Source organism: Pseudomonas sp. R1-7 (genome assembly GCF_051132105.1).
Lineage (GTDB): Bacteria > Pseudomonadota > Gammaproteobacteria > Pseudomonadales > Pseudomonadaceae > Aquipseudomonas.
The window spans coordinates 3,029,548-3,051,410 of sequence record NZ_CP071661.1 but is presented as its reverse complement, the minus strand read 5'-3'; the positions used below and the strand labels follow the sequence as shown (position 1 = coordinate 3,051,410).

Here is a 21,863-nt window from a genome sequence, read left to right as displayed (position 1 = left end):
TGGCGAGGGAGCAAGCTCCCTCGCCACAAAAGCAATTCTAGCCAGTCCAGGGCTAGTAAACCTGCGAACGCCGCAACTGCTCGATCGTTTCAATCAACTCGTCATAAGACACCGGCTTGCCGATGTGCTGGTCGAAGCCCGATTGTTGCGATTTATGCAGGTCGATGGACGCGCCGTAGCCGGTCAGGGCGATGGCCGGGATGTGTTTGATGTGGGGCAGCTCGCGCAGCGCTCGCATCAGCTCATGGCCATTCATCACCGGCATGCCCAGGTCGGAAATCACCACGTCGAAACGGGCGTCCTTGGCAGCCTCCAGGGCTTGCAGCGGCTGATCGAAGGCGACCACGTTGGCGTCTTCCATCTCCAACAGCAGCTTGAGGGTGTCGAGTACGTCAGGCGAGTCGTCCACCAGCAGGATCGTCAGCCCGCTCAGGCGTCCGGACTGCTCGTCGCAGGACTGAGGTTTAGGCTCGATCGTGGCATTGCTCAGGGGCAGGCGAATGGTGAAGGTACACCCCTTGCCCAACCCTTCGGACTTGACCTCCACACTGCCGCCGTGGGCTTCGGTCAATTGCCGGACCAGTGACAGGCCGATCCCCAGACCTTCGCGCTGGTGGGTGGCGTGCTGGGTCTCGGCCTGGCCGAACAGGTCGAACACTTCGTTCAGGTGCTCCGCCGCGATACCCACGCCAGAATCCTTTACGTCCAGGCGCGCCATATGGTCGTCATGGCTGGCGACCAGTTGCACTCGACCACCACTCGGGGTGAATTTCAGCGCGTTGTTCACCAGATTCCAGATGATCTGCTCCAGCCGGGTCGGGTCGACGTTGACGATCAGCTCGCCACTGGAGCCTTCAGGCAGCTCCAGGGTGACCTTGTTCGGGTGATTGTCGTTGATCACCACGGTGTAGATGTCTTGCAGCACCCGCGCCAGATCGACCGGCTGGCGCTTGAGCTTGAGCTTGCCGGTGCGGACACGGGCCACGTCCAGCAGGTCGTCGATGATGCGCGCCTGGCTGGTGACCGCGTCGCAGATGGTATTGACGGCCCGGGCCGCCGCGGTGACGGTCTTGGTCACCGGCAGGCGCCGCAGCAGCTCGGCGTTGAGCTGGATCAGGTTCAACGGGTGCTTGAGCTCGTGGGACATGACGGCGAAAAACTCATCCTTCAAATGGCTGGAGTTCTGGGTTTCCATCAGTCGCTGGGTTTGTTCCTCGTGCAGGCGCTTGTGGCCGGTGAGGTCACGGGCGATCTTCACGTAGCCCTGCAAATAGTCGCCACTGAGCAGCGTGACTTCGCCGCTGCAGAAAAAGCGGCTGCCGTCCTTGCGCTGGTGCCAGCGCTCGTCTTCGCAACGGCCCTTGGCCCGAGCGGTGCTCAGTTCCGTTTCGGGGACGCCGGTGGCACGGTCTTCCGGCGTGAACACGAAATCGTAATAACTGCCTTCGGCTTCGCCCTTGGTATGACCGAAGATCAGCTCCGCCCCGGTGTTCCAACTGGTGATCACGCCGTGCTCGTCCAGCAGGATAATCGCGTAGTCGCGGGTGCTTTCAGCCACCAGGCGCATGCGCTCCTCACCCAAACGCAGCTCCTCTTCGGCGGCCCGACGCTTAGTGATGTCGATGAACGTCAGCACTGTGCCGTCGATATGGTCTTCGCTGGAGCGGTACGGCAGCAGCCGGGCGATGTACCAGCGCGCATCGCTGCTGCTGACTTCGCGCTCGATCATGTTCAGGGACTCGAACACTTGGGTCGCGTCCGCCGCCATGTCCGGATAGTCCAGGCGATGGGTGATGTCCAGCAGCGAGCGCCCGGTGTCCACCGGAAGCATGCTGAAAATGTCGGTGGCCCGAGGCGTGAACCATTTGATGCGCATGCTGCGGTCGATGAACACCGTGGCGATGTCGGTGGAGGCGATCAGGTTGGTCAGGTAATCGTTGATCTTGTCGGTTTCTTCAACCTTGGTCTTGAGCTCGTAGTTGACCGTCAGCAATTCTTCGTTGATCGATTGCAGCTCTTCCTTGCTGGTCTCCAGCTCCTCGGTGGCGGAGCGCAGTTCCTCGTTGATGGCCTGCATTTCCTCGTTGGAAGCCTTGAGCTCCTCGCTGGAGACTTCGGCCTGCTCGATGGTGTCTTGCAGGTGCGACTTGGTGCGCTGGAGTTCGCGTTCCAGGTTGGCGAGCACCTGGTTTTCGGTCTGGCTGGTGATAGCGGCAACCTGCTGGCTGGGGTCGACTTCTTCCTCTTCGAACACGACGAGCACAAAGTCACCATCGGATTGTTCGTCGCGATACGGCTGGACCAGCAGGTCCACCAGGAAACGCCGGCCATCGCGCTCCATATTGACCTGGCGCGACTTGACTGGCTGCCCATTCTGGTTGACCTGGAACAACGCGGTGCGGATTTCCAGGCGCAGTTGCGGATTGATCAGCGTCAGCAGGTTGCGCGACATCTCGCCGCCGACATGGCGCAAGAAGCGACCCGCACTTTCGATCATGTGCAGGATGTCGCCGTTGGTGTCGATAATCATGCTCGGTGGCGCGGCCTGCTCGATGGCGCGCAGGTGGATATCGGAGAACGAGACCTTGCGCGGCACGACGATCTGCGGCGCGGCCAGCGCGGAGGTGCTGCGCACGTAGCCGCCACGGGGCATGGTCGGGGTGCGGCGGCTGCTGGCGGTGCCGTACTTGGCTCGGAAGATCCGGTTGCGCTTGTCCACTGGGCTGAACAGTTCATGGCAAGCATCCGCCGACTCCGAGGAACCGAGGAACAGATAGCCGCCCGGTCGCAGGGCAAAGTGGAACATCTGCAGGATTTCGCGCTGCACTTCGCGGTCGAGGTAGATCAGCAGGTTGCGGCAGACGATCAGGCCAATCTGCGAGAAAGGCGGGTCCGACAGCAGGCTGTGCTTGGCGAACAGCACCCGTTCGCGAATTTCCTTGCGAACCCTGAAACTGGCGCCTTCCTTCAAGAAGTACTGACGCAGGCGGGTGGGGGGAACGTCGGTGATGATCGCTTCCGGATAGGCGCCGCCGCGACCCACAGTAATCGCCCGCTCATCGATATCAGTGGCGAATATCTGCAACTTGGCGCTGCTGGCGTCGTGTTGCAGCTGGTCGCTGAGCAACATCGCCAGGGTGTAGGCTTCTTCGCCGGTCGAGCAGCCGGCCGACCAGACGCGGATTTCCTCCGGGGGCACGCTGCCCGGTTCCACCGGCTTGAGCAGGTTGGGCAGGACGTCTCGCTCCAGCGCTTCGAAGGCCTCGCGATCGCGGAAGAAGTTGGTCACTCCGATCAGCAGGTCGCCGAGCAGTGCCTTGGTTTCTTCCGGGTGGTTTTGCAGGTAGCTGTAGTAGGCGCCCAGGTCCGGTTGGGTGGTGACTTGCATGCGCCGTTCGATGCGACGCAGCACGGTGGCACGCTTGTAATGCTTGAAGTCATGGCCGGTACCGGCCCGCAGCTGCACCAGGATGTCGTGCAACGATTGCTCGGCGGCGACGGCTTCGCGTTCCGACGCCGGTGGCTGGGTTTTTATCTCCGGATCATTGGCCGTCGGCAGGCGGATCGTCTGGGAGTTGCGCCAGAGCTCCAGGAGCTTTTGCGGCATCTCGACGACCGGGAGCACCAGGTCGACCATCTGGGTGTCGATGGCGGCTTGGGGCATGCCGTCGAACTCCGCGTCCTGGGGCGATTGGGCGATGGTCACGCCACCTTGTTCCTTGATGCGCGACAGGCCCACCGCGCCGTCGGAGCCGGTGCCGGACAGCACCAGGCAGAACGCGCGGTCCTTGTGCACATCGGCCAGGTCACGGAAAAACAGGTCAATCGCCACGTGTCCGCCCTGGCGCGGCTCGGCCGGGGAAACCTTCAGGTAACCGTCGTTCATCGACAACTGATGGGCAGGGGAAATCACATAGACACGGTTCTTCTGGATCGGCACCGCCTCGGTCACCTGCAACACAGGCATCTTGGTGGATTCCTGGATGATCTTGTCGGCGATGCTCTGATGATCCGGCGCCAGGTGGAGAACGATCACGAACGCCATGCCGTTGTCCTTGGGCATGTGTTCGAAAAACTGCTTGATGGCCTGTAGCCCACCCGCGGAAGCGCCGATTCCGACCACGGCGAAATCCAGGGTGCTGGGGCTCAGCTCTCGTCGCTGTGGCACGTTGGGAGAGCGTTTGCTTGAAGATGGCATATAAATTTGGCCTTAAGGGGCGGCGGGGCGGTCCAGCGCTGCCGACTCGATTCTGGATGCAAAAAGTCGCAGGATAGTCGGGTTACGCGAAGATTGCGAAAACTCACGCTTCGCTACGCCGCCGCCCCCCACATTGTGTACCTTCAAAAGCCATTCAGCCTACCGGAACCCGCAGATATTCCGGCTGCAAATAGTTGAACCACAGCAGGATCATCTCCACCAGGATCGTGACCAGCACCAGCAAGCCGACGCCCCAGACACTGGCCGAATACAGCAGGCCCTGTTCCTTCTTCAAACCCATGAACTTGGGCAGGCCGACGAACAGCAGGAACGTCGAGTAGGCCGAAGCGGCCAGCAGGACCGCCACCGCCAGCCAGCGGCTCGGATACACGCCGAAGATCCCGGCCAGGAAGTACGGGGTAGCGGTGTAGGCGGCGAAACCGATGCACTGGTTGACCGTCGGTCTTGCCTCGAAGGTGCGCGACATCCAACGGATGAACAATCCCATCAGCGACACACCCACCACGATGGTCACGTATAGCAAGACGCACAGCTGCAGCGCACTGGCGTGACTGAGTCGCACGGTTTCGTTTTCGGCCAGGCTCCAACCGGTCCAGGTGGTGCCGATGAACAGGCACACCGCCGGGATCAACGCGAGCAACAGCAAATGCGCCAGGTAATGGTGGGGATGAGCCTGCTCTTGCTCGCGAATGTCCCCCCAGGCGAATTCAGGATGGGTGAACAGTTTGACGAAAAGCACGGACATGACGACCTCCTGATCAGGACAGCCTCTGCATGAGGCTCATACCGTTATGAGGTACAGGATTGGCCAGGGGTTTCATTTATTTGGCCACTCATGGGCGCGGCGCGATAAAGGGAATGATTCGAAACGGCCGGGGTCAACCCATCAGCATCCATGAAGGACTGTATGCCATGACTGTTGCCCATTCCCTGATCGAGTACATGCGCGAACATGACTTGCGCCTGACCACCGCTGAGTCCTGCACCGCCGGGCTGATCGTCACGCTGCTGGCAGAAGTGCCGGGCAGCGGTTCGCTGATCGAAAGCGGTTATGTGGTGTATTCCCCCGAAGCCAAGCAGCGGCTGCTCGGGGTCAAGCCACGAACCATCGAGACCTTCAACCTGACCAGCCGCGAGGTTGCCGAGGAAATGGCCCTCGGCGCCCTGCGCGACGCCAACGCCAACGTCGCGGTGGCCACCACCGGTCTGCTCGGGCCGGACGACAAGGACGGTATTCCCGCTGGCACCGTGTGTTTTGCCTGGGCGTTCGAGGTGGACGGGCAACGTGCGCTGTTCAGTCGCCGGGAACGGTTCTTTGGCGATCGTTCCCAGGTGCAACGGCTGTCCAGTGAGTACGCCTTGGGGCAAATACCGAGCTACCACCAGCGCGCTTTGGCGGGTGACCGTCGATAGGGAGAACCGTCATGACCGAACATTGCGAGCAGGACGACCATCGCAGCCGCGAGTACCCGGTGCGTGAGGACATGGTGTTCCAACACAAGGTCTGGCGTTTCGAACGGGTGGGTTGGTACGTGTTGGTGCTGCTGGTGATCCTGACCTTGCTCGGGCTGTTTTCCCGAGGCCCGTTGAGCAGCCGTCAAATACACAGCGCCGACGGCAGCATTGGCGTGGAGTACGAGAAGTTCCACCGCAACGGCTCGACCAACCCGCTGATCGTTCGCTTGAAAGGCGCACCCAATGCGGTGCTGGAAGTCGAGCTCGGCGGTGACTGGCTGGAAGGGTTCGACGTGCAGAGCGTGCAACCGCAACCCATGCGCTCGTCCGCCGCGGGGCCGGGCATGAAGCTCTGGCTCCAGGCCGATGGCCAAGGTGAGGCGAACCTGCACCTGTCATTGCTCGGCGAAGGCCTTGGCACCTTTCACAGCCGCATCGCCACGCCCAATGGCGCCGTGGTTACGTTCAGTCAATTCATCTTTCCTTAGGTGACGTATGGATTCGGTATTGCGAGCCGCCGCGATGTACGCGGTGTTGATGGTGCTGTTCAAGATCGCCGGGCGCCGTTCGCTGGCGGAGATCACCACCTTCGATTTCGTGTTGTTGATGATCATTGGCGAGGCGACCCAGCAGGCGCTGCTGGGGGATGACTTTTCAATGACCAACGCATTCATGGTCATCGTCACGCTGATTGCCATCGACATCGGTTTTTCGTTGCTCAAGCTGCGCTCCGATTGGGTGTCCCGGCTGATCGACGGCGGCCCGACCGTCATTGTCGAAGATGGGCGTATCTTGGAGGGGCGCATGCGCCACGCGAGGCTGATCGAGGCGGACATCATGGAAGCGGCTCGATCGAGCCAGGGCATCGAGACCCTGGACCAGATCAAGTTTGCGATCATCGAGCGCAATGGGAAGATTTCGGTGATTGCCAAGGAGTGATCCGAAGGACGTTTCTGTGGCGAGGGAGCTTGCTCCCGCTGGGGTGCGCAGCGCCCCTGAAATTTTTGCGGCCGCTGCGCAACCGAGCGGGAGCAAGCTCCCTCGCCACGGGATATGTGCGTGTGCCTACAGAATCGGCTTGCCCCCCGTCACCGCATACCGCGAGCCGGAAATGTAGCTGGACTCATCCGACGCCAGCAGCACGAAGATCGGCGCCACTTCCACCGGCTGGCCGGGACGGCCCAGTGGCGTCTGGGAACCGAAATTCTGTACTTCTTCCTCGGGCATGGTGGCGACGATCAGCGGCGTCCAGATCGGCCCTGGCGCGACGCTGTTCACGCGGATGCCCTTGGGCCCGAGCATCTGCGCCAGACCGCCGGTGAAGTTGGCAATGGCGCCCTTGGTCGTGGCATAGGCCAGCAGCGTTGGCTTGGGCATGTCGGAGTTGACCGAGGTGGTGTTGATGATCGAACCACCGACCTTCATGTGCGGCACCGCGGCCTGGCAGATCCTGAACATCGCCGTGATGTTGATATCGAAGGTGCGCACCCATTCCTCGTCGGGGATTTCTTCCAGGCTTTCATGAGTCATCTGGAACGCGGCATTGTTGACGAGGACGTCGATCCGCCCGAAGCGCGCGACGGTGTCGTCGACGACCTTGCGGCACTGGCCCTTATCGGCGAGGTCACCCGGTAGCAACAGGCATTGGCGCCCAGCTTCTTCGACCCAACGAGCGGTTTCCTTGGCGTCGTCATGCTCGTTCAGGTAAGAGATCGCCACGTCCGCGCCTTCACGGGCGAAGGCAATCGCCACGGCACGCCCGATGCCGCTGTCGGCACCGGTAATCAGCGCGATCTTGTTCGCCAGGCGTCCGGAGCCTTTATAGCTTTGTTCGCCGCAGTCCGGGTAAGGGTCCATTTTCTGTTGGCTGCCCGGTACGGGTTGTTGTTGCTTGGGGAAGGGCGGGGTTGGGTAATTGGCCATAATCGTTCTCCATGGCGAGTGGTTGCGATGGAGGGTGGACTTCGGGCTTTCCGGCAGAGTTCGGTTGGATTTGTGCGTGGGCCGATAAGCGTGATTGGCAGCGGTTCGCCGACTGTTCATCCGTTCGGATGAACATGGGTGAGCCCGAATAATCCAATGCAGTAAGGCTAAAACAGGAGAAGAGCATGTTCAGTCACATACAGATTGGCGCGCGGGACCTGCCGAAAATGGTCGCGTTTTATGATGCTGTACTTGGCTGCCTGGGCCTGGTGCGCATGGAGAGCGAGGATGACTCCGGGCCACCGGGGGAGGGTTGGCATCAGCCCGGCAAGCATTGGCCGCAGGTGTTCGTCCAGGTGCCCATCAACGGGCTTCCGGCGACGTGGGGCAATGGCATGCAAGTCAGTTTCGCTGCTGAATCACAGGAAGCGGTACGCAACGCCTGGCAGACGGCACTCGACATGGGCGGTTTCGACGAAGGCGCGCCGGGCCCGAGGCCACAATATTCGAAGGACTATTACGGCGCCTATTGCCGGGATCCGGAAGGAAATAAATTGTGCTTTGTGCATACGCCCGACATGCACGACTGACACAAAACGCTGAGGACTGCTCTAGCGGCGAGGGAGCAAGCTCCTTCGCCACGGAGAATCCAGTCAGTTTCTGGCTGTCAGGCTACGCTCCATCCGCGCAATCCCTTCCTCGAGCAACGCCCGTGGACAGCCGAAGTTCAACCGCACGAATTGCCCTGCGTCGTCACCGAAATCCGATCCGGCGCTCAAGCCGACCTTGGCTTCCTTCAGGAAAAACGCCTGCGGGTCGTCAAGCCCCAGCCCAGCGCAATCCAGCCACGCCAGGTAGGTGCCCTGGGGTACGGTCATGGTGACGCCCGGCAGGCGGGTTTTGACCGCCTCGACCAGATAATCGCGGTTGGCTTGCAGATAACGCTTCAAAGCCTCCAGCCAGGGGCCTGCTTCGCTGTAGGCGGCACGAGTGGCCTCGAGGCCCAGGGCGTTGACGCTGTCGACCATGCCGGCCCTGGCGCTGTTGACCCGTTCGCGCAGCTTGGCGTTCTGGATGATCGCGAAGGAGGTTTTCAGACCGGCGATGTTATAAGCCTTGCTGGCGGACATCAGCGTGATGGTGCGATCGGCAATCTCCGCGCCCAGGGTGGCGGTGGGGATGTGCTTGCGGTCGTCGAAGCACAGCTCGGCATGGATTTCGTCGGAGATGATCCAGGCGTCCTGCTCGACGCAAATGTCGGCCACGGCCTTGAGTTCGTCGCCATCGAATACTTTGCCCAACGGGTTGTGCGGATTGCTCAGCAACAGCGCACCACCGCCGCGCAAGGCATCGCGCAGTGCAGGGAGTGGCGTACGGAACTCACCATCCACCGCGTTGAACGGCAATTCCACTTTGTTCAGGCCCCAGTTCCCCGGAGCATTGCGCAGCGGTGGGTAGTTGGGCACCTGCACGACGACGTTCTGCTGCGGTTCCACCAGCGCGTGCAAGGCCATGTTGAAGCCCGGCTCGACCCCCGGCAGGAACAGGATCTGCTGGGGCTCGACGCGCCAGGCGTATTTGCTCCACAGATCGGCGACGATGGCGGCGCGCAGGTTGTCCTGGGCCACGCTGTAGCCGAGCATCGGATGCTCCAGGCGCTTGCGCAGTGCATCGACCACCACCGGGGGCACGACGAAATCCATGTCGGCTACCCACATCGGCAATACGTCGGCCGGGTAGCGGCTCCACTTGGTGCTACCGGTGCCGTGGCGCTCGAACACCAGGTCGAAATCGAAAGTCATGGTCGTTCCATCAGGTAAGAGAAATGGGATCGCGCCATGATAAAGCAAAGATCCCCGTGGAAAAGAGTTATGACGGCTGCCATCGGTGATGGCCATAGGCTATAGTCGCGAGACGAATGATTGTTATTCCCTAGCCGGCCCGGTATCCGCCCAACCATAAACGACAAGGACAGCCCCATGGACTCGCCCGCGCGCTTCAACGAGCATCACCGCAAAGCCGATCGGATCATGCTGGGGCTGCTCTGGCTCACGCTGCTGTATGCCGTGGGCCTGGCTTTCCTTCACTCGACGTTTACCCAGGCCTTGCTGGTCGGGGGCACGACCTGCCTGTTGACCACCGCCCTGTATCGCGGCTTGGGCGGGACCCGGGCCATGCGTTGCATCATCGCCACGGCGCTGATGGTCATGGCGGCCCTGCACATCAACCAGACCCAAGGTGTAATCGAATTTCACTTCGGCATCTTCGTGCTGCTGGCGGTGTTGACGTTTTATCGCGACTGGCTGCCCATCGTCGTGGCCGCCGCCACCATCGCCGTCCATCATGTCGGCTTTCATTGGTTGCAGCACCAAGGCTTCCCGGTGTTCGTGATGGATGCCCATGGCGGCTGGGGAATGATCTTCGTTCATGCTTTCTACGTTGTGGTCGAGAGCGTGATCCTGATCTACCTGGCCAACCAGAGCCTGAAGGACGCCAGGGAAAACCAGGAGGTGCTCGACAAAGTGCTGGCCGCCGCCGCGCAACTGAGCAGTGACACCAGCGCTCAACGCAGCCATGGCGCGAAAGTCTCGTCTGGTGAGCGTTTCGACCATTTCCTCCGACAAGTCACCCATCTGGTGGACGGCGTGGTGCGCGACACCCGCAACTTGTCGGACCTTGGCCAGGATCTGTCCCAGGTCGGCCAGACCCTGGAAAACGGTGCCCGGCACCAACTCGATGAGGTGGCGCAGATGAGTGGCGCGATCGCTCATCTGGTCCAGGCCATGGAAAACATCTCCAGCCATGTCGGCCAGACGGTGCAACGGGCCGGGCAAGCCAACGAACAGGTCAACCGGGGACGCAGCACCGTTGACCAGACCCGCGAAGAAATTGTCGAACTGGCGGGACGCATCAACCTGACCAACGACACCGTGCAGCTGTTGGCCGAGCAGGCCCAGCAGATCGGCCAAGTGCTGGACGTGATCAACAGCATTGCCGAACAGACCAACTTGCTGGCCCTCAACGCCGCCATCGAGGCCGCCCGCGCCGGTGAGCAAGGCCGTGGGTTTGCAGTGGTGGCCGATGAAGTACGCACGTTGTCGCAGAGAACCTCGACCTCCACGACGGAAATCCAGCAGATCATCGCCAAGCTGCAGCAAGGCAGCCGTCAAGCCGCCATCGCCATGCAAGACAGCCGCGAAGGGGTTGAGCGTTGCGTGTCCGCCAGCCAGCAAGCCTCGCAATTGCTCCATGCGGTGGTGGAAGACATCGCCGTGATCAACCACTTCAACGATTTGATTGCCAGTACGACCGAGGCGCAATCAAAGGCCTCGCTGGGCCTCAACGAGCGGCTGCAAACCGTGCAGGCCGTGGCCGAGCGCAACGCCGAGAACATCGGCGTGCTGACCCGCAGCAGCCAGTGCCTGCCGCCCCTGGCGGAGCGGTTGGCGGTGCTGGGGCAGGCGTTTCATGGGAAAAGCGGGGTGGTGTAAACGGCCTTCACATCCCGCTGGTGTAGGCCGGCGGATGCTCGATCGCAGCGCGAATCTGGTGGAAGGCTTGTTCGTAGCGGCAGAGCATTCGTAGCGTCCAATCAGCCCTGGCGCGCAGGCGGCTGTCGCTTGGGTCGGCGGGCTCTTCGCCGTTCAGCACCGATTCAACGTGCCGGATGATCAATTGCTCGGGCAAATACGCGATCCGGCAGTTCTTATAGCTCGACGCCCGCAGCTCGGCGATGGGGTAGGCGCCTCCGGTCCCGGCCGAAACACCGACCAGCAGCGCGGGCTTGTGCCCGAGTTCGGCGAGCCCGGCGTACAGGAAGAAATTCTTCAAGGCGGGGCATGCCATGCCGTTCCATTCCGGACTGATCACAATCAGCGCCGTCGCTTGCGCAAGGGCCGATTGCTGGGCTCGCCAGGTCTCGTCAACGTCATGTTCCGGCCAGAGTGGCAGCTGACTGGTGGCAAGGTCGATCAGCTCGCTGGATTCACACAGGTGGAGATCCATTAGTCGCTGGCGCAGGTATCGCGCAACTTTGGCCGATTGGCTGTCCAGCCGATTGGAACCCGAGAGCACAACGATATGCGGGTTCATGGGTTCACTTCCTGTGTTGTGCTGACCTTTGGCGACGCACGATGGGAGCGCACGATGGGCCAGAACAATTCTTCTTTCCAGGTGATCGGCTTCAGGTGTTCGATGCCGTAAGCAGGCGGACGTCGACGGGTGATTTTTGCCGTCCCGAACAACACATCCCAGAAGAACAGCAAGTTGCCAAAGTTGCCTTTGTAATGGGTGACGCCGTCATCGGCGGTCAGACCGTGGTGAGCGGAATGGGTCGCGGGGGTGGAGATCGTTCGTTCGAGCACCCAGACCAACGGTCGCAAAATACGGATGCGGTAGAGTTTGTCATCCCACGGCACGCTGCTGTGGGCGGCGAAGATCACCGTCATCTTGATGATCAGGTAGACGTAGTAGACCGGCGCGAGCCCAAGGTAGATCAACATGCCGGACAGCCAGATACCCGGCATCAGCAAGTAATAGAAGCTGTTGTTGCGGTAGACGATGCGGATGCTCATGTACGGTGCGGAGTGATGGGCGCGGTGCAGCGCATACAGCGCCGGGACCCGGTGCGTCAGCCGATGCCACCAGTATTGGGTCATGTCATCGAGCACCAGGAACAGCGCGAACCCGGCAACCCATGGCAGCGTGGCCAGGGCGCCCCTCATTTCCGGCACGGCGAGGCTGAGGATTCTGCCGCTGAGCCACATGACGCTGGGGAACGTGACGGCCACCAGGATCCCGGAACCGATGACTTCGATCAGCACGTCGCGTCTACCGCTCGACGGCTGCCGAAGCGCGGAACAGGCGAGCTCCAGCAAGATGAAGACCAGGAAAATCCCGGCCACGACAAAAGAAGGATTGTTGACGAGCATTGTTGTATTCATGGCACTCTCGATTCAGGCCCCAGCGGGCAATGCCATTTCATTAGAAGCCAGCGAGTAGACCGTCCCTATGCGCGAAACGGACAAAATCGAGCGAGAACAGGCCAATCGTTCGTCCCAGCGTTTTCATCGAGGCAAATTGGGCCTGGTGCTGGAGCGTTATCTGGATGCGCATGCCCGCGAGCGAAACCGTGATTACAGCCTGGTCGAACTCGATCAGCTCTGGCGCGAGGCAGCGCGCGTCGATCCTGCCATCGGGCTGAAGCTGTTCACCGTGTTCACGCCTCAGGATTGGCATGTCCTGGCCTATTTGTGCCTATACAGCCCCGATGTGTTGTCCGCCATGCGGCTGTGGGCCCGCTACGCGCCGCTTGCGGCGGACACCGATTCTGTACGACTGCTCGACGATGGCTACGGCATCGGCGTCGAGCTTAATGTCGATGCGCCCGGCGAGTTGGCGCGCTATGTCGTTGAGCATTATGGTGTGATGTCCATTGCGCAATTACGCAAGGGGACAGGGCAGGCGGTGCAACCGATCCTGGCCCGGTTCAGCCATCCGCGCCCGGCGTATCACAAGCAATACAGCCAGTGGTTTGGCAGCCATGTGGAGTTCAATTGCCCGTCCAACGCCCTCTATTTCGATGCCCCAAGCCTGGCGCTGCCAATGCAGACCCGTCATTACGGCATGCTGGAATTGCTAACCCAGGAGCTGGATCGGCGAATGGCCGCCCATCGCAACTTCACCGGCTGGTCAGGCAAGGTGGCCGAGGGTGTGCGGAGGACCTTGGCAAAAGGGACGGCACCGAGCCTGGACGAGCTGTCCCAAGCGATGCACCAGACTCCCAGGACACTGCGCAGACGCCTGGAGGACGAAGGCACAACTTTCAGGCAATTGCTCGACCAGGTTCGCGCGGAGTTGGAATTGCACCTGGAAATGCAAGGCGAGTCGCTGTTGGGAATCGCCGCCCAGTTGGGTTACGGCGATGTCGCGGCGTATCTGCATGCGCGGGGTCGGTGGCGAGCGTTGAAATAGCTGACAGCCTTCGATATTTCAGCGGGATTGTATCGCTGTGTATCCAGACCTTGTGTCGATACGAACAGATTCCTTTCGGCCCTTCAGTGACACACCCGAGATACGTCACCGGCGTCAAATGAGCCCATCGAGACAGCACAAGCCGTCTCACGTACTCACTCAAACGTCGGAGACATCGCCATGAACGTCAAGAACCTCAGCATCGCTTCCCTGTTTGCCATCCTCAGCCTCGGCGCCGTGGCAGCCAACGCCCAGGACGCCGTCAAGCCGCACACCTACATGTACGGCGACCACCTGGACATCGCCAAGGTGCTGTCGGTCAAGGAAGGGGCGGGGGCGGGCTGCGGCGTCGTCGAATCGCGCATGACCTACCTGGACTCCACTGGCGCGATCCAGGCGCTGGATTACAGTGCGATCGGGCAGAATTGCGGTCAGGATAATTGAAGAAACGGGCGCCCCATATGACGGTGGCGAGGGGATAAATCCCTCGCCACCGGATTGGCTTCCACTCCCAATCAAGCCAGGCTGAACGGCAACTGCCGCAGCGGTTTGCCCGTCAGGCTGGTGATGGCATTGGCAAACGCAGGGGCCAAGGCAGGCAGGCCGGGTTCGCCCATGCCGGTCGGTGGTTCGGCGCTGGGGACGATATGAACCGAGATCTGCGGCATGTCAGTGATGCGCGGCACGTTGAAGTCGGCAAAGTTGCTTTGCTGCACGACGCCGTCCTTCAACGTCACGGCGCCGCCTGGCAGGCACATCGACAGGCCCATCAGGGCGGCGCCTTGTACCTGGGCTTCGACGCTGCGCGGGTTGACCGCCAGGTTGCAGTGCACGCCCGCCGTGACGTTGTGGAGCACTGGACGGCCATCCTGCACCGAGGCTTCGACCACGTAGGCCACCACCGAGCTGAACGATTCATGTACCGCCACGCCCCAGGCATGACCGACGGGCAGCGCGCGCTTGCCATACTCGCTCTTGTCCACCGCCAGTTGCAGTGCGTCGCGGTGGCGCGGGTTCTGGTCGCCAAACAGTTTCATCCGGTACGCCACCGGGTCTTGCTTGGTCGTGCGGGCGATTTCGTCGAGCAACGTTTCCATCACGAAGGCGGTATGGGTCGAGCCGACGCTGCGCCACCAGAGCACGGGCACGTTGAGCTTGGGATGATGCACGGTCAAGCGCATCGGCAATGGATACGGATCTCGCAGTCCCTCCGTAGCGGTGGGGTCGATGCCATTTTTCATCTGCCCGGCGAACAGGGTGCCGGTGAGGATGGATTGGCCGACCAGCGCATGGTCCCAGGCCAGCACCTTGCCACTGTCGTCGAAGCCGATGCGCGCGCGGTGCAGGTGCATGGGGCGGTAGTAGCCGCCCTTGATGTCGTCTTCTCGGCTCCACAGGGTGCGGATCGGTGCATCGAGCCCCGCGGCGCGGGCGGCCTTGGCCACTTCGCAGGCCTGCACGACGAAGTCATTGGTGGGCACGCCGCGCCGGCCGAAGCCACCGCCAGCGGTCTGCACATTCACCTGGACTTGCTCGGGCTTGAGATTCAGCACCTTGGCCGCCGCCGCGCCGTCGCCACCGGGGAATTGCGTGCCCACCCACAATTGCGCGCGGCCCTCGGACAGCTGGACGGTGCAGTTCAGCGGCTCCATGGGCGCATGGGCCAGATAAGGGAATACGAACTCGGCCTCCAACTGGTGCGGCGCGCTAGCCAGGGGCTTCATGTCGGCATCGAAGTGCAGAGGCCCGGATTGGCGGGCGAGTTCGCGGTACTGGGCCAGTTGTTTTTCCGTGTCGACTTTTTCGACCTTGGCCACGTCCCATTCGACTTTCAGCGCATCACGCGCCAGTTTCGCCTGCCAATAACCGTCGGCGATCACCGCGACGCCTTCGGCACCGCCATCAAGCGGCACACGCAACACGGCTTTTACGCCTTTGGTGGCGCGTGCGGCGCCGTCGTCCAGGGAGGCGATGCGGGCGCCGAACACCGGCGGCCGGGCGACCACTGCGGTCAGTTGTCCCGGCAGATGCACATCGATGCCGAAATCCTGTTGGCCGCTGCTCTTGGCCTTGGCGTCGAGGCGGGTGGTGGCCTGGCCGATGATGCGAAAATCCTTGGGATCCTTGAGCGAGACTTTCTCCGGCACGGGCATCGCCATGGCGGCTTCGGCCAGTTCGCCGTAAGTCGCCTTGCGGCCGCCCGGGCCCAGCACGGTGCCGTTTTGGGTGGTCAGGCTGGCGGCGTCGACATTCCAGCGCGCCGCCGCAGCGGCCAGCAGCATCGACCGGGCCCGGGCGCCCAGTTCACGGTATTGGGTGTAGCTGTTCTTGATCGAATTGGACCCGCCGGTGAGGTGAATGCCAAAGGCCGGATCCATGTAGGCGGCGTCGTTGCTGCCGTTGCGCGTGCGCACCAGGTTCCAGTCGGCGTCGAGCTCTTCGGCGAGGATCATCGGCAGGCCAGTCTGTACGCCTTGGCCGAACTCCAGGCGATTGATGGTGACCGTCACCTCGCCGTTGGGCGCGATCTGCACGAAGGCCGAGGGTTGTTGGGTCGGCTTGAGCGGGCCTTCGCCGGCGCCATTGGCCTGTTGAGCCAAGGCCAGGTGCGGAAAGGCACCCAAGGCCAGACCGCCGATGCCGACGATCTTGAGGAAGCTGCGGCGCGGCAGGGTCGCGGGACTGTCCGCGTCATCGCGTTCGAGCAGGTGCTGCAAAGCACGGGGAAGTTCGGTTGGAAAAATCTCGTTCAGCATGGCGAATTCCCTGTCAGGCGAGGGCTTTGGCGGCGTCGGCCACCGCGGCGCGGATTCGGGCATAGGTGCCGCAGCGGCAGATATTGCCGGCCATGGCCGAGTCGATCTCGGCCGGTGTCGGCTGCTTGCCCTTGGGCTGGGCCTTGAGAAACGCGGTCGCGCTCATGATCTGGCCGCTCTGGCAGTAGCCGCACTGCGCCACGTCATGCTTGACCCAGGCTTCATGCACGGCGCTGCCCACCGGGTCGCTGCCATCGGTGGCGGCCTCGATGGTGGTGATTTTCTTGCCAACCGCCGCGGCAACCGGCGTCACGCAGGAGCGAATGGCCTGGCCATCCAGATGAACGGTGCAGGCGCCGCACAGGGCCGCACCGCAGCCGAACTTGGTGCCGGTCATGCCCAGCGTGTCGCGCAAGGCCCAGAGAATCGGGGTGCCGGGATCTACGTCGACCGTATGCTCACGGCCATTGATATTGAGGGCGCTCATAGTCGGACCAGCTCCAGATGGTTGGGCACCGATTACTATAGGAAGCATTGGGCGCGTTAGCTTGCACGATTCGGTCCGATGATTGCCCAATCGTGCAAATTGCCAGCCGTTGGTTTGAAACGACCACGCCAAGATGTAGGCATCGCATACCCGCGTATGATACCGAGCGCGCCGCGCCGCGATGCACACTCGTTCTCCAGGTGATCCGTCAACACGGAACCTCATTCAGTACAGGAGAGCGATCATGACGATGCATCTGCAAGACCCGGCGAAAAAAACCGCAGTCCAGGGAACATCCGCGACCGAGGAGCTTGTCCCGTCGCGCTACGCACTCAAGGTCGGCGACATTGACGTGCTGGTGGTCAGCGACGGCGTGTTGCCGCTGCCGACCTCGACCATGTCCACCAATGTCGACCCCGCCGCCCGTGCCGCCTGGTTCAAGTACATGTTCCTGGGCCCGGACGCGTTCGATTGGGCGCTCAACGTGCTGGTGGTGCGCAGCGCAGAGCAGACCTTGCTGGTCGATGCCGGATTGGGCGGGCAGTTTCCCGGCTTCCCCCGCGCCGGACTGTTTCCCAAGCGACTGGAAGCGGCCGGTATCGAACTTTCTTCCGTTACCGACGTGGTCATCACCCATATGCACATGGACCACATTGGTGGGCTGCTGGTCGATGAGGTCAGGAGTCGCCTGCGTCCGGATGTTCGAATTCATGTTTGCAAGACCGAAGTCGACTTCTGGGCGGAACCGGACTTCTCGCGCACCGTCATGCCTGCGCCGATACCCGACGTGCTGCACACGACCGCGCGGCAGTTCATGGAGGCGTACCACGACAAACTGCAGACTTTTGAAGACGAATATGAAGTGGCGCCGGGCGTCGTGGTCAAGCGCACCGGTGGGCATACCCCGGGGCACAGTGTGGTGCATGTGACGTCTGGCCGCGAAAAACTCACGTTTGCCGGTGACGCCTTGTTCCCGGTGGCCTTCGACCATCCTGACTGGCAAAACGGCTTCGAACATGATCCTGAAGAAGCGGTGCGCGTTCGCATACGCCTCATGCGTGAGGCCGCGGCGAGCGGCGAGCTGTTCGTGGCAACGCACCTGTCGTTTCCGTCCGTAGGCCGGGTGGCGATCGACGGTGATGCGTTTCGTTGGGTGGCGGGGTCCTGGGATTATTGAGCGTCGGCTGGCCCTAGGTGGATGTCCGGGCCCAGCTTGACGCTTTGTCAAACCACCACAAGGCTATTGCGCCCAGGAAGGTGGTCATCACGGCCAGGATCAAGATGACGTCCTGCGTACCCCAAGACGACGCGAACAGTGCGACCAGTAGGCCGGCGAGAGGCTGTGACAGGTTATTGAGCAGTGTGATCACGCCTACGGTCTTGCCGAAGTCCTGAGGCGGGATCACCTGTTGCCGGATGGTGCGCATGTAGACGTTGAACATCTTGTCGAAGCCGACGATCAACAGGAACCCCAAGACGTAGCCGGATAGATGGGGGCTCAGGGCGCTTATAAAAGCGCCCGCGGCGATCATCGAATAGCCGACTCCACCCAGGATCCGAAGCGGCAGGGCCACTCGGGCGAGAAAGAACAGGATGATGATCGTGGTCACGGCGCCGGCGGCTTGCAAACCTGCATAACTGTCTTTGCCAGCGCTGTACTCGCCGATCACCATCGCCGCTGAAGTGGCCAAGGTGACGCCAACGATGAGGTTGACGCCTACCGCCAACAGAATGATCTTCTTCAACTGCGGCAAATCTTGGATATGCCCGAACGCGATCCGCAGCGGCTGCAACCAGATGTCCTGGTGTTGCTCGAATACCTCCAGGGAAATGCGGCTGAGGCGCTGCCATACCACCATGCTCAGGTCGGCCAGCAGAAACAGACCGGCGATCCAGAGCACCACCCAGTGCCAAGCCCATACTTCCAGCATCAGTGCCGCCAACAGCGGCCCGAGAACCAACCCGGTCTGGTCGGCTATCTGCGAGTAAGAGAGGGTCTTGGTGTAGCTGTAGTGCTGAAAAATATGTGGCATCAATACTTCACGAGCCATGATGCCTTGTGTAGTCAGCACCCCGCATACGGCTGACAGCACCACGACCCACGCGATGCCACCGAAAATTGCATAAAGAACCATCGCCACGACGCAGAGCAAGGCCCGGCATACTTGGCTGATATGCAGAATCCGGCTGGGTGAGTATTTGTCACATAGCGCGCCACACAAGGGGAACGCTAGAAATCGCGGCAGGGATTCGATGAAAAATGCCAATCCGGCCCATGAAGCACTTTGGGTGGTCTGGAACACGACCAGTGGCACGATGAACAACAGAATCTGATCCGCCAGTCTCGATAAAAACAAGGAGATGAAAAAAGCGAGGTAATCCTTACGCATAGAAACGTCCTGCGGGTAACAAAAGTGGTGTGGTGGTCAGGCGAAGCATCAGTAGGCCGACCCCGAACTGTCGTTGAGATTGTGCCGCTCATCACCCCGCAGCGGCGGATTGAAGACGCTGACCAGAACCAGGTCTTGTTCTTTGCCGCCACGCAGGAAATGTCGATCATGCTGATCGAGCACGTAGACGTCACCTGGCCGGATCGTAAAGACGTTTCCCTGCATGTCTTCGACTTCGCCTTCCCCCGCGATGCAATAACACGCTTCCAGATGGTTTCGGTATTGCAGCAGCGACTCTGTACCGGCGCGCACAATGGTATGGCATAGCGTAAAGCCCATGGCATCGCGCTCGGTGAGCAGGCGGTGGCTTGTGCCGGCGCCCCACTCGACGAAATGAGCGGTGTTTTCGACATCGGATAGGTTGCGGATGAACATGGGAACCTCTCTGGGATAGCCGATTGGAAACAAATCAATGTCGTGGGGGGTCGCCAATGGTGGGGTGCAAGAGAGCATCGCCACTGGCCCGCATCGTTTCGTTCCAGGCAACGTCCCGGTGCGCGGCCATCGCCTGGATATCACGCCAATGGCGCTGGAGCGGATTGCCAGCTACCAAGGAAGAGGCACCGAGCCTTTCCACCAGACGGCGGACGACCTGCACGCATTGGTGCGCCAGATAGGCGCGGTCGCGCTTGAGTTGTAGCAGGTGCGCAGTCTCCAGCGCGCAATTATGGAGTCCTGCGTTGTGCAGCCGCGTAACGATCGAGGCATACAGAAGCTCGGCACTGTACAACTGCACTGCCGAATGGGCCGCCTGTTCGGCGATCCGAGGGTCGCTGGCTGTCAACGAGCCTTCGAACGCCGTTACGAACGCCGCAAGCGCGCCTTCTGCACACCCAAGCAGCGGACCGATGATCGACGTCGTGAGGTAGGGCACCAGGGGGACCCGGTCGATGTAGTCGGATGTCGACCCTTGCGTTCCCTGCCCAAACACTTCATGGAGCGCGAACACCCGATCATGGGGGACCAACACCCCGCGGGTCAGCACATCGTGAGACCCCGTTGCGGCCATTGCGCAGGTATCCCAACTGTCGAGCCTTTCGACTTCATGGGTTGCGACCAGCACCAGAAAGCGCGGCGTATGGGCACTGTCCGGGTGGTTGGGGCAGGGGGCGTTGAGCATTATCCAAGTCGCGTCGTCAATGCCCGAGCTGAAGCGCCACCGACCGTCGGCCCGCACCCCTCCCGGTTCAAACGACAGCACGCTATCGGCACTGATGGAGGCTGAGGCGAAGAGTTGGTGCGGTCCTTCAGCGTATAGCAGATCCATGCAGGCCGGAGGCAATCGCCGGGCGATGGCGCCGTGACCGCCGACCAGCGCCACCATCCAACCCGTGGACGCACATGCCCGAGCGGCGATGCGAGCGCTTTCCACGAGCGTCGGCCAATGTCCGGCGCTTGTGAACGGTGCGCGCGGGGACAGCAGGTCCAGCCAGCCTCCGGCAAACAGTTCCTCGAAAGTGTGGGGGCTCAAGCGTCGGCTCGCTTCGGCAGCCGCAGCCCGTTCCCGCCATTTGGGCAGGTGTTGAACGGCTCGCTGGCACAGCGAGGGCAGGGCATCGCGGTGAAAGGCCAGGCCTGGAAGATCATGCATCGCTTCGCTCCCCGGCAGCACTTTGCTTGGGCACTACGATGCCGAGCCGTTGACCCTCGAAACAGAACTCGGTGGGCTGGATCACCGGTCCCAAAAGGTTGACGAACATCTCGATCTGCTGCGAGTCGTCTGAGGCAACGAATTCACAGAAGTTACTGCTGCTCCATAACAGGTAGACACATCTGAACCGGGCAGCCAGTGCGGTGACCAGCTCTTGCAAGGTCACTTGGCCGTTTTCCATTTGCTCAAGCATCTGCTGGCGCTTCCAGCGGATTTCTTCATCGCTGAAGTAGCGCGTCTTGAAGACCTCGTCCTTGATGCGCTCGCGTCGCAGGTATTCTTCGGGATCGGGGTGGTTGAGCTTCTCAAGGAAAAAAACCAGCCCGCCGGGTTTGAGGAACTGTTTGATATGGCTGATCTGGCGGTCGCGGTCGCGGTTGTAGAACTGGAACGCCGCCATTTCATAGATGAAATCGAACCCTTGGTTGAAACGAGCGAATCCGGGGGTTTGCAGCAGTTCGGGTGTGACCTTGAACACGGACTGCGCAAAGAACTGCGACAGCGCGGGGTTGGCATGCCGGTCGAATGTGAGTTGATTGGCCTGGTTCGGCGATGAAGTAAAACTGCGGATGAGGCCTTTCGAATGGCCAGCAAGGGCGCGGCCATTACTGCCGTCAAACGCATCCACTTCGAACAGACTGAAGGTTTGGCCTGTTGCTGTGTGATTGGCCTCGGCCAGGCGGGTCAGAGCTGCTCCAATCCTGGACAGTTCTTCCAGAACGTAGGGGACGCTGGCCAGAAAGTGCGAGAACAGTGGTCCTGCGCCTTCTATCAGGCGGTCGTGGTAGTCGAGGACGCTCGGGTCTTGGATCGTTGAGCGTAGGTGACTGTCAAGGGACTGCATGGGCACCTGGCTGGCACCCGTCGCCAAGCTGTGGAAGTGTCCGGCGAGTTTCAACATGGCGCTTTGCTCCAGCTCTCGGTCGAGGCGGCTGCCGTCCGTGGCTTG

The 21,863-nt window shown here is 61.4% G+C and carries 20 protein-coding genes; 8 read left to right on the top strand and 12 right to left on the bottom strand.

Annotated features, from left to right (window positions below):
• Nucleotides 1-52: 52 nt before the first annotated feature.
• The gene (locus tag J3P79_RS13700; protein WP_434603248.1) at nt 53-4,198 is read right to left on the bottom strand and encodes a CheR family methyltransferase; all 4,146 of its coding nucleotides are present in this window, start codon (nt 4,196-4,198) and stop codon (nt 53-55) included.
• A 154-nt stretch (nt 4,199-4,352) separates the two neighbouring features.
• A complete protein-coding gene (locus J3P79_RS13695) occupies nt 4,353-4,964 on the bottom strand; it encodes a Yip1 family protein (protein ID WP_434603246.1) in 612 nt (203 codons plus the stop codon).
• Between the two features lie 167 nt (nt 4,965-5,131).
• On the opposite strand from J3P79_RS13695, the gene J3P79_RS13690 reads away from it, so the two are divergent.
• From J3P79_RS13690 to J3P79_RS13680, 3 genes are read left to right on the top strand one after another with little or no spacing between them, the layout of a single operon-like run.
• On the top strand, nt 5,132-5,632 hold the full coding sequence (locus J3P79_RS13690) for a CinA family protein (protein ID WP_434603244.1): 501 nt from the start codon (nt 5,132-5,134) through the stop codon (nt 5,630-5,632).
• A gap of 11 nt (nt 5,633-5,643) precedes the next feature.
• Nucleotides 5,644-6,162, top strand: a complete 519-nt coding sequence (locus J3P79_RS13685; protein WP_434603242.1) for a hypothetical protein — start codon at nt 5,644-5,646, stop codon at nt 6,160-6,162.
• 7 nt (nt 6,163-6,169) lie between these two features.
• A complete protein-coding gene (locus J3P79_RS13680) occupies nt 6,170-6,613 on the top strand; it encodes a DUF421 domain-containing protein (RefSeq protein WP_434603240.1) in 444 nt (147 codons plus the stop codon).
• Between the two features lie 126 nt (nt 6,614-6,739).
• Here J3P79_RS13680 and J3P79_RS13675 read toward each other — a convergent pair whose 3' ends face one another.
• Nucleotides 6,740-7,597 (bottom strand): SDR family oxidoreductase, encoded by an 858-nt coding sequence (locus J3P79_RS13675; RefSeq protein ID WP_434603238.1) that lies wholly within the window; start codon nt 7,595-7,597, stop codon nt 6,740-6,742.
• Nucleotides 7,598-7,782: 185 nt separating this feature from the next.
• Here J3P79_RS13675 and J3P79_RS13670 point away from each other — a divergent pair, with 185 nt between their 5' ends.
• Nucleotides 7,783-8,187 carry a VOC family protein gene (locus J3P79_RS13670; protein ID WP_030140620.1) on the top strand — a complete coding sequence of 135 codons (405 nt, stop codon included), beginning with the start codon at nt 7,783-7,785 and terminating at the stop codon, nt 8,185-8,187.
• A gap of 63 nt (nt 8,188-8,250) precedes the next feature.
• Here the strand turns inward: J3P79_RS13670 and J3P79_RS13665 are convergent, their stop codons facing one another.
• Complete coding sequence (locus tag J3P79_RS13665) at nt 8,251-9,399, bottom strand: MalY/PatB family protein (protein ID WP_434603235.1); 1,149 nt, start codon at nt 9,397-9,399, stop codon at nt 8,251-8,253.
• 177 nt (nt 9,400-9,576) lie between these two features.
• Here J3P79_RS13665 and J3P79_RS13660 point away from each other — a divergent pair, with 177 nt between their 5' ends.
• Nucleotides 9,577-11,088 (top strand): methyl-accepting chemotaxis protein, encoded by a 1,512-nt coding sequence (locus J3P79_RS13660; protein ID WP_434603233.1) that lies wholly within the window; start codon nt 9,577-9,579, stop codon nt 11,086-11,088.
• 7 nt (nt 11,089-11,095) lie between these two features.
• Here J3P79_RS13660 and J3P79_RS13655 read toward each other — a convergent pair whose 3' ends face one another.
• Both J3P79_RS13655 and J3P79_RS13650 read right to left on the bottom strand, forming a co-directional pair.
• Complete coding sequence (locus J3P79_RS13655) at nt 11,096-11,689, bottom strand: NADPH-dependent FMN reductase (RefSeq protein WP_434603231.1); 594 nt, start codon at nt 11,687-11,689, stop codon at nt 11,096-11,098.
• The gene (locus J3P79_RS13650; RefSeq protein WP_434603229.1) at nt 11,686-12,540 is read right to left on the bottom strand and encodes a sterol desaturase family protein; all 855 of its coding nucleotides are present in this window, start codon (nt 12,538-12,540) and stop codon (nt 11,686-11,688) included. The genes J3P79_RS13655 and J3P79_RS13650 overlap by 4 nt, the downstream gene beginning before the upstream one ends.
• 67 nt (nt 12,541-12,607) lie before the next feature.
• Between J3P79_RS13650 and J3P79_RS13645 the strand changes: the two genes are divergently transcribed.
• Both J3P79_RS13645 and J3P79_RS13640 read left to right on the top strand, forming a co-directional pair.
• The gene (locus J3P79_RS13645) at nt 12,608-13,570 is read left to right on the top strand and encodes an AraC family transcriptional regulator ligand-binding domain-containing protein (protein ID WP_434603227.1); all 963 of its coding nucleotides are present in this window, start codon (nt 12,608-12,610) and stop codon (nt 13,568-13,570) included.
• Nucleotides 13,571-13,750: 180 nt separating this feature from the next.
• The gene (locus J3P79_RS13640) at nt 13,751-14,014 is read left to right on the top strand and encodes a DUF2790 domain-containing protein (RefSeq protein WP_434603225.1); all 264 of its coding nucleotides are present in this window, start codon (nt 13,751-13,753) and stop codon (nt 14,012-14,014) included.
• A 71-nt stretch (nt 14,015-14,085) separates the two neighbouring features.
• On the opposite strand, the gene J3P79_RS13635 is transcribed toward J3P79_RS13640, so the two are convergent.
• Together J3P79_RS13635 and J3P79_RS13630 are read right to left on the bottom strand one after the other, a co-directional pair.
• Nucleotides 14,086-16,326: a molybdopterin cofactor-binding domain-containing protein gene (locus tag J3P79_RS13635; RefSeq protein WP_434603223.1), complete on the bottom strand. Its 2,241-nt coding sequence runs from the start codon at nt 16,324-16,326 to the stop codon at nt 14,086-14,088.
• Nucleotides 16,327-16,339: 13 nt separating this feature from the next.
• A complete protein-coding gene (locus J3P79_RS13630) occupies nt 16,340-16,813 on the bottom strand; it encodes a (2Fe-2S)-binding protein (protein WP_030140625.1) in 474 nt (157 codons plus the stop codon).
• 244 nt (nt 16,814-17,057) lie between these two features.
• Here J3P79_RS13630 and J3P79_RS13625 point away from each other — a divergent pair, with 244 nt between their 5' ends.
• Nucleotides 17,058-17,990, top strand: coding sequence for an MBL fold metallo-hydrolase (locus tag J3P79_RS13625; RefSeq protein WP_434603220.1), 933 nt, complete (start codon nt 17,058-17,060; stop codon nt 17,988-17,990).
• Nucleotides 17,991-18,003: 13 nt separating this feature from the next.
• On the opposite strand, the gene J3P79_RS13620 is transcribed toward J3P79_RS13625, so the two are convergent.
• The 4 genes from J3P79_RS13620 to J3P79_RS13605 are packed head-to-tail and all read right to left on the bottom strand — an operon-like array spanning nt 18,004 to nt 21,815.
• Nucleotides 18,004-19,203 (bottom strand): MFS transporter, encoded by a 1,200-nt coding sequence (locus tag J3P79_RS13620; protein ID WP_434603218.1) that lies wholly within the window; start codon nt 19,201-19,203, stop codon nt 18,004-18,006.
• 48 nt (nt 19,204-19,251) lie between these two features.
• Nucleotides 19,252-19,638 carry an ectoine synthase gene (locus J3P79_RS13615; RefSeq protein ID WP_434603216.1) on the bottom strand — a complete coding sequence of 129 codons (387 nt, stop codon included), beginning with the start codon at nt 19,636-19,638 and terminating at the stop codon, nt 19,252-19,254.
• Nucleotides 19,639-19,672: 34 nt separating this feature from the next.
• Nucleotides 19,673-20,854: an acyl-CoA dehydrogenase family protein gene (locus J3P79_RS13610; RefSeq protein ID WP_434603214.1), complete on the bottom strand. Its 1,182-nt coding sequence runs from the start codon at nt 20,852-20,854 to the stop codon at nt 19,673-19,675.
• A complete protein-coding gene (locus J3P79_RS13605; protein WP_434603212.1) occupies nt 20,847-21,815 on the bottom strand; it encodes a class I SAM-dependent methyltransferase in 969 nt (322 codons plus the stop codon). The genes J3P79_RS13610 and J3P79_RS13605 overlap by 8 nt, the downstream gene beginning before the upstream one ends.
• Between the last annotated feature and the right edge of the window lie 48 nt (nt 21,816-21,863).